The 12333-nt window shown below is 42.9% G+C and carries 9 protein-coding genes, 2 tRNA genes and 2 rRNA genes; 8 read left to right on the top strand and 5 right to left on the bottom strand.

The genetic code is table 11. The annotated features are described in order from the left end of the window. Nucleotides 1–19 precede the first annotated feature (19 nt). A tRNA-Lys gene (locus ICI50_RS00465) sits at nucleotides 20–92 on the top strand. Between the two features lie 262 nt (nucleotides 93–354). Here ICI50_RS00465 and ICI50_RS00460 read toward each other — a convergent pair. Beyond that, on the bottom strand, nucleotides 355–453 hold the full coding sequence (locus ICI50_RS00460; RefSeq protein WP_143000325.1) for a type I toxin-antitoxin system Fst family toxin: 99 nt from the start codon (nucleotides 451–453) through the stop codon (nucleotides 355–357). Nucleotides 454–582: 129 nt separating this feature from the next. Here ICI50_RS00460 and ICI50_RS00455 point away from each other — a divergent pair, with 129 nt between their 5' ends. From ICI50_RS00455 to ICI50_RS00430, 6 genes are all read left to right on the top strand, one after another. Continuing rightward, nucleotides 583–1341 (top strand): lysophospholipid acyltransferase family protein, encoded by a 759-nt coding sequence (locus tag ICI50_RS00455; RefSeq protein ID WP_188891744.1) that lies wholly within the window; start codon nucleotides 583–585, stop codon nucleotides 1339–1341. 105 nt (nucleotides 1342–1446) lie between these two features. Then, on the top strand, nucleotides 1447–2283 hold the full coding sequence (locus ICI50_RS00450; RefSeq protein ID WP_056940809.1) for a glycosyltransferase: 837 nt from the start codon (nucleotides 1447–1449) through the stop codon (nucleotides 2281–2283). A 20-nt stretch (nucleotides 2284–2303) separates the two neighbouring features. Beyond that, nucleotides 2304–3260, top strand: coding sequence for a glycosyltransferase family 8 protein (locus ICI50_RS00445; RefSeq protein WP_188891742.1), 957 nt, complete (start codon nucleotides 2304–2306; stop codon nucleotides 3258–3260). A gap of 12 nt (nucleotides 3261–3272) precedes the next feature. Beyond that, nucleotides 3273–4220, top strand: a complete 948-nt coding sequence (locus ICI50_RS00440; protein ID WP_188891740.1) for a glycosyltransferase family 8 protein — start codon at nucleotides 3273–3275, stop codon at nucleotides 4218–4220. Beyond that, nucleotides 4217–5101, top strand: a complete 885-nt coding sequence (locus tag ICI50_RS00435; RefSeq protein ID WP_188891738.1) for a lysophospholipid acyltransferase family protein — start codon at nucleotides 4217–4219, stop codon at nucleotides 5099–5101. Before ICI50_RS00440 ends, ICI50_RS00435 begins: the two co-directional genes overlap by 4 nt. A 225-nt stretch (nucleotides 5102–5326) precedes the next feature. Continuing rightward, complete coding sequence (locus tag ICI50_RS00430) at nucleotides 5327–5965, top strand: LysR family transcriptional regulator (protein ID WP_013855085.1); 639 nt, start codon at nucleotides 5327–5329, stop codon at nucleotides 5963–5965. A gap of 37 nt (nucleotides 5966–6002) precedes the next feature. On the opposite strand, the gene ICI50_RS00425 is transcribed toward ICI50_RS00430, so the two are convergent. Continuing rightward, entirely contained in the window at nucleotides 6003–7853 is a 1851-nt protein-coding gene (locus ICI50_RS00425) for a flavocytochrome c (protein ID WP_188891736.1), read from the bottom strand. A 118-nt stretch (nucleotides 7854–7971) separates the two neighbouring features. Between ICI50_RS00425 and ICI50_RS00420 the strand changes: the two genes are divergently transcribed. Next, a complete protein-coding gene (locus ICI50_RS00420; protein WP_054640536.1) occupies nucleotides 7972–8895 on the top strand; it encodes a LysR family transcriptional regulator in 924 nt (307 codons plus the stop codon). A gap of 91 nt (nucleotides 8896–8986) precedes the next feature. On the opposite strand, the gene ICI50_RS00415 is transcribed toward ICI50_RS00420, so the two are convergent. The 3 genes from ICI50_RS00415 to ICI50_RS00405 all read right to left on the bottom strand — a co-directional run bounded on the left by ICI50_RS00415 (nucleotide 8987) and on the right by ICI50_RS00405 (nucleotide 12165). Beyond that, nucleotides 8987–9059, bottom strand: a tRNA-Asn gene (locus ICI50_RS00415). Between the two features lie 14 nt (nucleotides 9060–9073). After that, nucleotides 9074–9190 (bottom strand): 5S ribosomal RNA (gene rrf, locus ICI50_RS00410). Nucleotides 9191–9262: 72 nt separating this feature from the next. Continuing rightward, nucleotides 9263–12165 (bottom strand): 23S ribosomal RNA (locus ICI50_RS00405). Between the last annotated feature and the right edge of the window lie 168 nt (nucleotides 12166–12333).

Genomic DNA, 12333 nt, shown 5'->3' with positions numbered 1-12333 from the left:
GAGAGCTGATAAAAAATATGGGTGGCTAGCTCAGCTGGCAGAGCAACGGACTCTTAATCCGTGGGTCCAGGGTTCGATCCCCTGGCCACCCATAATATGGAAATGGCACTGCAAGAAGGCGGTGCTTTTTTTGTGCCGTAAATAGAAAAATAGTGCAACTATCAAACAATATATTTCACTTTCAATAATGAACCTAAATAGTTTTAAAAATAGTACACAGATGCTATAATGCATAGTGCAACGAAGAAAATATGTCTATATGACAGTACTCAAAAAGCTCTACCTGGTCGAACAATAGGTAGAGCCTTTTTTAACACTTATTGGCAACTAATAAGCGTGAGGGTAGATCGACGACTACTTATGATTGTTGTCTCGATGATCTAGCCAGTGCTCGAATAGTGCAAGCACTATACCCACGATTATGGGCGCAACAATCGAAGAAAATAAGTCCATGACAGTCTCACCTCCCTTCAGGATTTAGGAGGAAGTAGTCGTTGAAAATAATTTTAACATAGCAATGCGGTCAATTAACCGTCTTTTTTCATGCTATGATTAATAAAACAAGCCTACGGAGGAACAAGAATGAAGCACGTTTATTACTACCATAAAACCACCGACGATGTCGTCGCCAGCCATAATCAAAATTTCACTCTACCCGATGACTATGTAATTTTGCCTAATTCACGCGGTGCTAAAATCTGGTCTCCCATCGTTCGTCATCTAGCCCGCGCATTCGGTTGGCTAGTCTTCCGCGGTTTTAATCACGTTAAAGTAATCGGCCAAAAGAAGCTAAAACAGGTAGACGACGGCTACTTCATTTATGGCAACCACACCCGTCCGATGGGCGACGTTTTTACTTCGTTAACCATTTTCCCTATTAAAAACTTCTACGCCATCGCCGGTCAAGCCAACTGGGGCATCCCCTTCATCGGCAAATACCTTGTCCGCTACGGCGGCTTACCCGTCGGCAAAGACATGAAGCAATCGATCAAATTAATCAAAGCCATCAAAACCGTGATCCAAGATAAAAAAGGCGCAGTCTTAATTTACCCCGAAGCACACGTTTGGCCATACTACACCAAGATCCGTCCCTTTGGTTCCACCAGCATGCACTTCCCTGTTAAACTCAACGCGCCTAGTTTCGTTATGACTAAAACCTATCATCGAAGGAAGCTATCTAAGCGTCCTCGCGCCGTTATCTACATCGATGGACCATTTTACCCGGATCAGGATTTAAGCCGTAAGGAAACACAAAACAAGCTTCACGACGAAATCTGGCAAGCAATGACGAAGCGAGCACAGTTAAGTGATTATGAATATTGCAAATACATCCAAAAATAAGATCAGCAAGCATCCAGCTACTGGTCTTATTTCTTATGCTTATAAAAGTTTTATCTTCACATGGTATTATATAGGTAACATTATCTAAAACTAACGGAGGTAATTATGAATATACTTTTTTGCGGAGATGAAAACGCAGAAGACGGCGTCCTAATCTCGACGCTTTCTCTACTAAAAAACTCTGGCGCCCGAGAACTGCATCTCTACATTTTAACCATGGAAGCTCATAGCGATGAACGCAAGTATCATCCCTTCTCTAAACACGCGGCAGATTACATTCGCAGTCTCTTAGTCAAGGCCAATCCTAACAATACGCTGCAGCTAATCGACTGTACTGACTTGTTCATTCAAGAGCCTCCGACCGCCAACATGAACACGCGCTTTACGCCGTATGCTATGTTGAGACTATTTGCGGATCAATTGCCCGAGATTCCTGACCGCATCCTTTATCTAGACGATGATATTGTAATTCGCGGCGACATCACGGCTTTTTATAGACAAAATATCACTGGGATCGAACTGGTCGGCGTACTCGACTATTGGGGCAGATATTTCTTTCACAACGTTAAAACCAAGCACGTTTTTGACTACCTTAACTCCGGCGTTCTACTGCTAAATATGCCCAAGATTAAACAAACCGGGCTATTCGCTAAAGTACGTCACATGATGCAGACCAAGAAGATGTTCCTGCCTGATCAATCTGCCATCAATAAGCTTGCCGTAGCCAAGCGTGTCGTGCCTCGCCGTTATAACGAACAATACAAATTGCACAAGAACACTAAAATTCAGCATTTTACCACCAGCTTCCGCTTTTGGCCGTATTTCCATACTCAAACTGTCAAGCCTTGGGACGTAGCACGAGTACACAGCGTACTGCATTTACATGAATATGACGATTTACTTAACGAATACCTCGCAATCCGCGATAATTTAAAGAAATAGATTTTATTTGGAGGGAAAACATGAAAACTATTCCTGTTTTTTACACTATTAGTGACAACTATACCACTTACGCTTATGTCTCCATTCAATCATTGATTGATCACGCAGATCCTAACCAAGATTATACGATCACCTTGTTGGTTCAAAAAATTAGTGCTGCACACAAACAGAGCCTAGAAGATTTATCAACCGACAATGTCCACGTGAAGATCTTCCATATTAATGATGAAATGGTTAAACCTATTCACAAGACTAAGGAAAATTACCTAAGAGCTCAATTCTTCACCATGTCGATTTTTTATCGTTTATTCATCCCTGAATTATTCCCGCAATATGACAAAGCCGTTTACTTAGATGCAGATACAATTATTTGCAACGACATTGCCAATTTGTACAATACCAAGATTGGTGAGAACATGTTTGCCAGCTGTCCCGATTTATCCATTCGCTACATGCCACTACTACAAAAATATATCAAGGAATGCCAAGGCATCTTGCCTCCTGAAAAATACATCAACAACGGCGTCATCGTCTTCAACATGAAAGCCTTTAGAGACAAGCATTTCGTCGATAAATTCTACTACTTGATGGATAAATACCACTTCGATAACGTTGACCCTGACCAGGCCTACATGAACGAGATTTGCGAAGACAAAATTTATCACTTGCCTAAAGAATGGGATTCAATGCCAAACGAAAGCATCCCTGAATTTACTAATCCTAAAATTGTCCACTACAATTTATTCTTTAAACCATGGCACTTCGCTGACGTGCAATATGGCCACTATTTCTGGGATGTCGCAAAAAAGACGCCGTATTACGCTGAACTCAAGCAGCAGCTAGACGACTTCACCGATGAAGATCGCAAGAAGGCTCGCCAAGACCTAGAATGGATGGCTAAAAAAGTTGACCTGATCGTCAACGAGCCACACACTTGGGCCAAGGTCAAACAGCACGAATCCGTCAAGATTGACTAAGAAAGGAACATTATGACAGTACCCATTTTTTACAGCATCAGTGACGACTTTACCAGATATGCGGTCGTTTCACTCCATTCTTTAGTAAAACACGCTAATCCCCAAACAGATTATACGATTTATTTCTTAAATCAAGACCTGTCCGACCAGCACCAAGCTGATTTATCAGCTTTAGGCAGCAACAACGTTCACGTTAAGTTTTTCCACATTGACGATGAACTGGTTAAACCGATTCAAAACCGGAAGGAAAATTTCTTGCGGGCAGATTTTTTCACAATGTCAATTTTTTATCGTTTGTTCATTCCGGAGCTCTTCCCGCAATATGATAAGACCGTCTATATCGACAGCGACACTATCGTTAACGACGATATCGCTAAACTCTATGACACCGAGTTAGGTAATCACCTATTCTCAGCCTGCACCGATTCTTCGATCCAATATGTAGCCAAAATGGTGAAATATATCAAAGACGTTTTAGCGTTGGATCCTAAGAAGTATATCAACTCCGGGATGCTAGTCATGAATGCTAAGGCATTCCGTGAAGAAGGCTTTATTGATCACTTCATGGATTTATTAGAGCATTATCACTTTGACTGTATTGCACCTGATCAAGATTATCTTAATGAAATTGGCGAAGGTCGAATCCTGCACCTTAATCCGCGTTGGGATGCCATGCCTAATGAAAACACCGAACCCCTTGCTAACCCCGGATTAATCCATTACAACTTATTCTTCAAGCCTTGGCATTTCCGCAATGTTCAGTATGAACAATATTTCTGGGAAAACACCCAAGAAACTAAATTCTATGATGAATTAAAGGCTGAACTTGATCATTATACTGACCAAGAACGAGCAAACGACCGGGAGAAGCTTAATCATATGCTTTTAAAAGAAGATAAAACAGAAAAAGGCCCTAACAATTGGGCTAATGTTAAACAAAGAGAGCAGGTGGCACTATGATTTTTGGCGATAATCGCGAGGCCGTTATTAAAAATATTCAAAAAGCTGCTAATGACCGGGACTTCACTGCCAAGGTTGAGATTGGCGATCCACAAATGTCACTAGCTGAGCGTTTACAACTTGTGAATGATTATTGGCAAAGACGCAAGTCCTTTTCTAGCAAATTCAATAATCACGTGGGCCATGCTTTGTTTGATGCTTTAGCAAAAACTCTAGTCGGTTCTACTGAATTCCGCGGATTAGAGAACTTAAATAATCTACCAATTGGTGGTGCAATTTTAACGACTAATCACTATAATCAAATCGATTCTTTACCAATGAAATTATTGGCCGATAAAATGCATCATCCCCTTTCAATCGTTATTGAAGACACCAACTTAAAATTGCCTGGCTTTTTCCGCTATCTGATGAATTATGTGGGAACTATTCCTTTGGTTCAAAGTCCCAGCTACATCGCTAATGAATTTCCCAAGCACTTAAGTCACGCGCTCGTTCAAAACAATTGGGTCTTGATCTACCCAGAGCAAGAAATGTGGTGGAACTACCGCAAGCCGCGAAAATTGCAACGCGGTGCCTACTATTTTGCCGCTAAACAAAATGTGCCAGTTATTTCAACCTTCGTAGAGATCAAAGATTTGCCTAAGACTGAAAAGAAGGATGCCAATTTTTACGAAACTAGTTATATCGTACATGTTTTGCCTCCAATTTTCCCCGATGTCTCTTTAAGCGCAAATGAGAATGCCCATCAAATGATGCAACAAGATTATCAGCAAAAGGTTGCTGCTTACGAAAAAATCTACGGTAAGAAACTTAATTATGATTTCTTAGACTGGGACATTGCGGGCTGGCGCGGTCATTTAACATCTGATAAAGCAGAATAATTTATCTAACAGTGACACTATGTTACTATTAAAACATCAAATTAACCTAAACTAGGTTAATAACTGAAATTTTGATCCAAAATGAATCCTCAAAAAGTGCAGATACAAAGTGCAGATACGATGTCTGCACTTTTTTGTTTACTAAGACGGGAATATTGTTCTTATTCATCTAAGAGAATATAATGATAGTTAGATAGGTATACCAGTATAGGTGAGGTGTGAAAAATGAACCTGAATCAGTTTTATTACTTCAATGAATTGGTTAAACAGCATCAATTCTCTCGGGCTGCCCAGCTCCTCCAGATCTCCCAGCCCAGCTTGTCTAATTCAATAAAAAAACTAGAAAAAGAGCTTAATTGCGATTTAATTGTGCGTCAAAATGGTCGAACCGAGCTGACTAACTATGGTCAAATTTTTTATGAAGCTAGTACTTCGATTGTCGCAACTTTTGAAAAAGCTAAACATGATATCAAACAGGCACAACGCGGTGAAAACAATACGATTGAATTAGGTTGTATCCCTACCGCAAGTGAATTTTTCTTGCCTCACTTTATTAATGCCTTCAAAGAGCAATGTTCTAAGTCAATTCATTATCTTTACCACGATGCTCTTCCTGAGTGTATTTGCCAGGAATTGCAAAACGAAAATTACGATATTGGTATCTGTACCAAGGTCGATAATTATCCTGACTTGACTTTCATCCCGTTATACATTGAAGACACAATTTTTACTGCTAACCAAGATAGCAATCTAGCTGCAAAATTAGTTTTACCGAAAAATACACGTATAATTTACCTAGTTTATAATTCCACGGCTAAATTATCGCCATCTACGCAAAAATTAATCAACTTCGTTACTAAATGAAAAAGCCTGACCTTTGTCAGACTTTTTTTGATTTACATTATTTATTTTCTGCAAAAGCAGTATTAGCAGCAATCCGACCAAAGGTAAAGATGTCAGCCAGTGAATTTCCACCTAGACGATTACCGGCATGAATGCCACCAGCTACCTCACCAGCCGCATACAATCCCTTAATTACGCTGCCCTTTTGATCAATTACGCGAGCATCAGTATCAATCTTTAACCCACCCATAGTATGATGAATAGCCGGCTTACGCGGTGTAGCGTAGAATGAAGCTACTTTACACTTCAAATTGAAAGCACTTTTGCCAAATTCCGGATCTACCCCTTGATCGACATAAGAATTATACTTCTTAATCGTATCTTCAAGCACTTCTGGCTGCATTCCAATCTGCTTGGCCAAGTCAGCTAAAGTATTAGCTCTAAAGAGCGTTCCTGCCTTTACCTGAGCATCGATAGACTCTTGGGTAGTGTTATAGGCAGTGGCCTTAATCTTGTCATCAGCAATCAAATAGAAGAGTCCGCCATTGGCAATTGCGGCTTTAGCCAAAGTATCACGTTCCGCAAACTCATTTACAAAACGCTTGCCTTGCTGGTTAACCATAATGTAGTTCTCAGGTGGTGTTTGCAAGCCAGTAAACAATTCTCCCGTCTTTGGATCAGATACCGGCATTAATTGGATAAAGCCCATACCGACCAGAGCTGCACCAGCTTCTTGACCTAACTTAATTCCATCGCCTGTAATAGCAGGTGAATTAGTGGTTGGCATATCATTATCAATGTGTTTCCAATAAATATTATACTTTTGGACCATCTTCATATTAGCGCCAAAGCCGCCGGAAGTCAGAATAACAGCCTTAGCATGAACTGTAATCTTGGAGCCATCGTTTTTTTCTGCTACGACACCGACTACGCGGCCGTCCTCCAGTAATAAATGTTTAGCACGCGTCTCTGTTAATACAGTTGCACCATGTTCCTTGACCCAGTCACCTAACACATGGATATAAGCATAACCCATTGGCTCAACCGGCTTATGACCTCTACGCCATAATGCACCAACTGGCATAGTTACTTGGCTATCATCGAACTTGACACCCAATTCCTTTAACCACTTTACTGAATTAAGTGCATTATCAACTAATTCTTTAACCAAAGCATAATTCCCATGAATTTCGTTGCCATTTAAATCTGTTCGTTTGCCTCCAAGATAAGTTTGAATTTCATGGAGCAATTTTGAATCGAATAGATAATTAGCGCCAGAATCAACGTATTCTTTAATTTGCTTTTGCAAAGCTTCAAAGTCAGATTGATATTCAGGATCGATTTGTTTAATTGGAGTAGCAGCTAGTTTTTCTAAGTCTTCTTTTTCACCAGCTAAGGCCTTAAATTGCTTTTGCCATTCAGGTTCAGCCGCGTTCATTGGACCGCCCGCACGAGTAGTGTTCCCACCAATTTGTGGGAACTTCTCTAAAACAACTACCTTTCTGCCATGTTGCAGACTGCGAGCAGCAGCTGCTAACCCAGCACCACCTGCACCAATAACCACAACGTCTGTCTCATATTCTTTATCCTGCACAGCAGATTCTTTAACAGGTTTAGCACGTTCGCGCCACTCTTGCGCATCTCCACCCGCTTCATCAATTGCAGCTGCAACGCCATCAACTACGCCGTGACTAGAAATCGTCGCGCCACTCACCGCATCCACGTTTAATGTTTGATTAGCCACAATTAGCTTTGGCAGACGATTAAAGACTTCATCTGCAACGCCTTTAGTTTCACCGCTCGCATCAACTTGGATATCCTTAATTTTATCTTCCGTTAGTGTAACTTTCATTGGCATGTAACTCGAGCCATGTCCCTGTGCTTTTATACTATATGTACCTGGTTTCATTATCTAGATCTTCCTTTCTTGTAAGGGCTTTCTCTTTAATTTTAATGAAGATCCAATCCTAGGTAAAATAGTTTTCTAGCTAATGCGTTATAATAATTTTATTATTGGAGGTATATTTATGAATGATCCTGAAGCATTATTACACTATCTTGATATCCTGCTTAAAGAAAGCAACTTTACCAAGGCCGCACGTGAATTATATATTTCCCAGCCGTATTTAACGCAATTAATTAAACGAATTGAAAAGAAATTAGGAACCAAAATCCTAAACCGAGACCATGTGCCCTTTTCACTCACTGACGCAGGAATGATCTATTACAAATATCTGGAAAATATTTCCTATAATGATCAGCAATTGAGTCGAAAGCTAGCACCTTTTACGCAACCAAACAAAAAAATTATTAAATTGGGTATCTGGACCAGTTTAGGTACTTATCTATTGCCACGATTATTGCCAGATTTTTTGCAAGAGCATCCTAATGTAGAAATCCAGCTATTTGAGAATTCTCCGCGTAATAATGAAACCAACTTGCTCAATGGCGATATCGATTGTTATATTGGTCAAACGCCAGAAACAACTTCACGTGATTTAAATTACACAGTTAAACAAGGTGAACAGTATTATGTAGTAATTCCACAGACATCACAATACTTCCAGTCTGGTAAGTTTATTTTGGCACCTAATGACTTAGACCTAAAAGAAATTCTGCAAGCTCCGATGGTGCTTAGCGCTTCAGAGTCGGCTATTCGACACCAGGTAAATGGTTTATTCCAAAAATTCCATATTAAACCGCAAATTGTCTTAGAAAGTAAAAGTATTATTACAGCAACTGCGCTAGCTTTACGTGGCGTGGGCTTAACTATTTCTTCTGCCAGCATTCTTACCCGGATGCGTCAAACACCAATTAATCTATTACCTATTGATGAGAATCTAATCTATATTAATTTCTTCATTGCTACACGGCAAAAGGATCCTGTTTCTGCAGCTGTCCAAGAATTAATTAAGAGTTTCAAGAATCTTGATCTAAATACAAACGTCTAAAAAAGCGCTTCGACTACCGAAGTGCTTTATGCTTTTTATCAATTTTTCTACACAAAAAAGGAAGCCCCCTCAGGCTCCCTTCTTCTCCTTGCTCCGGCTGTCAGACTCGAACTGACGACATCTTGATTAACAGTCAAGCGCTCTACCAACTGAGCTAAGCCGGAATATTAAAAAAAAAGCACGGCAGCTTCCTTTCCTCGCAGGCAGTTGCCCACCAACTACTTTCGGCGTTAAGAAGCTTAACTTCTGTGTTCGGCATGGGAACAGGTGTATCCTTCTTGCTTTCGCCACCGTACTCTTTTGAGCTACTACGCTCAAAACTAAACATAATCCTTCGCGCAAAAAACCTTCACAGCTTGCCTTTGCTTTGGTCAAGTCTTCGACTGATTAGTACTGGTCCGCTCCATCCTTCACAGGACTTCCACTCCCAGCCTATCTACCTCATCGTCTCTGAGGTGTCTTATTGCTTGCGCATCGGAAATCTCATCTTGAGGGGGGCTTCGCACTTAGATGCTTTCAGCGCTTATCCCTTCCGCACATAGCTACCCAGCGATGCCTTTGGCAAGACAACTGGTACACCAGCGGTGCGTCCATCCCGGTCCTCTCGTACTAAGGACAGCTCCTCTCAAATTTCCTACGCCCACGACGGATAGGGACCGAACTGTCTCACGACGTTCTGAACCCAGCTCGCGTGCCGCTTTAATGGGCGAACAGCCCAACCCTTGGGACCAACTTCAGCCCCAGGATGCGACGAGCCGACATCGAGGTGCCAAACCTCCCCGTCGATGTGAACTCTTGGGGGAGATAAGCCTGTTATCCCCAGGGTAGCTTTTATCCGTTGAGTGATGGCCCTTCCATCCGGTACCACCAGATCACTAAGTCCTAGTTTCCTACCTGCTCGAGTTGTCTCTCTCGCAGTCAAGCTCCCTTATACCTTTACACTCTGTGAATGATTTCCAACCATTCTGAGGGAACCTTTGAGCGCCTCCGTTACGCTTTAGGAGGCGACCGCCCCAGTCAAACTGCCTACCTGACACTGTCCCTGACCTGGCTTACAGGTCGAGGTTAGAGCATCCTTCAAACAAGGGTAGTATCCCAACATTGCCTCCAGCAAGACTAGCGTCCTGCTTTCCTTGGCTCCTACCTATCCTGTACATGTTTAAAAGATACTCAATATCAAGCTACAGTGAAGCTCCATGGGGTCTTTCCGTCCTGTCGTGGGTAACCCGCATCTTCACGGGTATTATAATTTCACCGAGTCTCTCGTTGAGACAGTGCCCAAATCATTACACCTTTCGTGCAGGTCGGAACTTACCCGACAAGGAATTTCGCTACCTTAGGACCGTTATAGTTACGGCCGCCGTTTACTGGGGCTTCAATTCAAACCTTCGCTTGCGCTAAGCTCTCCTCTTAACCTTCCAGCACCGGGCAGGTGTCAGCCTCTATACGTCATCTTACGATTTTGCAGAGACCTGTGTTTTTGATAAACAGTTGTTTGGGCCTATTCACTGCGGCTAGCCCTTCCGGGCCAGCACCCCTTCTTCCGAAGTTACGGGGTCTTTTTGCCGAGTTCCTTAACGAGAGTTCTCTCGCTCACCTTAGTGTTCTCCACTCGACTACCTGTGTCGGTTTGCGGTACGGGTATGTACTTTCTGGCTAGAAGCTTTTCTCGGCAGTGTGACTGCTGCACCTTCGCTACTTTAACTTCGCTCCTCATCACGACTCGCGCTTTTTGGCTAGAAGCATTTTACTCTTAGCCACGCTTGTCGCTTGAACATCGATCCAGCTCGATGCGTGCTTTGCCTCCTGCGTCCCTCCATCGCTCTTAACGATTGTACACAGTACAGGAATCTCTACCTGTTGTCCATCGACTACGCCTCTCGGCCTTGCCTTAGGTCCCGACTTACCCTGGGCGGACGAGCCTGCCCCAGGAAACCTTAGTCTTTCGGCGGACAGGATTCTCACCTGTCTTTCGTTACTCATACCGGCATTCTCACTTCTAAGCGCTCCAATGATCCTCTCGATTCACCTTCGCCGCACTTAGAACGCTCTCCTACCACGTGCTCTTTAAAACACATCCACAGTTTCGGTATTATGCTTAGCCCCGGTAAATTTTCGGCGCAGCGCCACTCGACTAGTGAGCTATTACGCACTCTTTGAATGATGGCTGCTTCTGAGCCAACGTCCTAGTTGTCTACGCAACTCCACATCCTTTTCCACTTAGCATAAATTTTGGGACCTTAACTGGTGATCTGGGCTGTTTCCCTTTCGACTACGGATCTTATCACTCGCAGTCTGACTCCCGTGCATGGATATCTGGAATTCGCAGTTTATCTGGATTTAGTAACCCCTGACGGGCCCCTTGTCCAAACAGAGCTCTACCTCCATTATCCTCTCCACGAGGCTAGCCCTAAAGCTATTTCGGAGAGAACCAGCTATCTCCAAGTTCGTTTGGAATTTCACCGCTACCCACAGCTCATCCCCGCAATTTTTAACTTACGTGGGTTCGGCCCTCCAGTGCGTTTTACCGCACCTTCAGCCTGGCCATGGGTAGGTCACTTGGTTTCGGGTCTACGTCAATCAACTTCTCGCCCTCTTCAGACTCGCTTTCGCTTCGGCTCCGTCTTTTCTGACTTAACCTTGCTGCTTAACGTAACTCGCCGGTTCATTCTACAAAAGGCACGCCATTGCACCTTAATGTGCTTTGACTACTTGTAGACACACGGTTTCAGGTTCTCTTTCACTCCCCTTCCGGGGTTCTTTTCACCTTTCCCTCACGGTACTGGTTCACTATCGGTCACTAGCTAGTATTTAGCCTTGCGAGATGGTCCTCGCGGCTTCAACCGGGATTTCTCGTGTCCCGGCCTACTCAGGATTCTGCTCGGCGCGCTTGAGATTTCGCTTACGGGGCTCTCACCCTCTCTGGCTTACCTTCCCAGATAATTCGACTATCTCTTGCGCTGCCTTATTGCAGTCCTACAACCCCAATTGATAAATCAACTGGTTTGGGCTCTTTCCTCTTCGCTCGCCGCTACTAAGGAAATCGATCTTTCTTTCTCTTCCTGCAGCTACTTAGATGTTTCAGTTCACTGCGTCTTCCTTTTAATGCCTTAACAGCATTAAATGATGCATTCCTGCACCGGGTTCCCCCATTCGGATATCTCCGGATCATTGCGTACTTACCGCTCCCCGAAGCTTTTCGTAGTTAGTCACGTCCTTCTTCGGCTACTAGTGCCTAGGCATTCACCGTGCGCCCTTTTCTACTTGACCTTACTCAAGAATTCTCTTCTCGGTCGCTCTTGCAATCTGTTCTCTTTGATTTTCTCGGTTTTTTGCTTGGATTATATTCAGTTTTCAATGTACTAGCTCTTTGAGGTACTACCCTCAAAACTAAACAAAGTTTCTCAGTGTGCTTCCGTTTGCTTTAGTGGCTTCCTT

This window comes from Lactobacillus kefiranofaciens (genome assembly GCF_014656585.1).
GTDB classification, from domain to species: Bacteria; Bacillota; Bacilli; order Lactobacillales; family Lactobacillaceae; genus Lactobacillus; species Lactobacillus kefiranofaciens.
This window is presented reverse-complemented; position numbering and strand designations above follow the sequence as displayed.

Coding starts and splice junctions, on each gene's coding strand:
- ICI50_RS00460 (WP_143000325.1), bottom strand. CDS start 453: ATGGACTTATTTTCTTCGATTGTTGCGCCCATAATCGTGGGTATAGTG.
- ICI50_RS00455 (WP_188891744.1), top strand. CDS start 583: ATGAAGCACGTTTATTACTACCATAAAACCACCGACGATGTCGTCGCC.
- ICI50_RS00450 (WP_056940809.1), top strand. CDS start 1,447: ATGAATATACTTTTTTGCGGAGATGAAAACGCAGAAGACGGCGTCCTA.
- ICI50_RS00445 (WP_188891742.1), top strand. CDS start 2,304: ATGAAAACTATTCCTGTTTTTTACACTATTAGTGACAACTATACCACT.
- ICI50_RS00440 (WP_188891740.1), top strand. CDS start 3,273: ATGACAGTACCCATTTTTTACAGCATCAGTGACGACTTTACCAGATAT.
- ICI50_RS00435 (WP_188891738.1), top strand. CDS start 4,217: ATGATTTTTGGCGATAATCGCGAGGCCGTTATTAAAAATATTCAAAAA.
- ICI50_RS00430 (WP_013855085.1), top strand. CDS start 5,327: ATGAACCTGAATCAGTTTTATTACTTCAATGAATTGGTTAAACAGCAT.
- ICI50_RS00425 (WP_188891736.1), bottom strand. CDS start 7,853: ATGAAACCAGGTACATATAGTATAAAAGCACAGGGACATGGCTCGAGT.
- ICI50_RS00420 (WP_054640536.1), top strand. CDS start 7,972: ATGAATGATCCTGAAGCATTATTACACTATCTTGATATCCTGCTTAAA.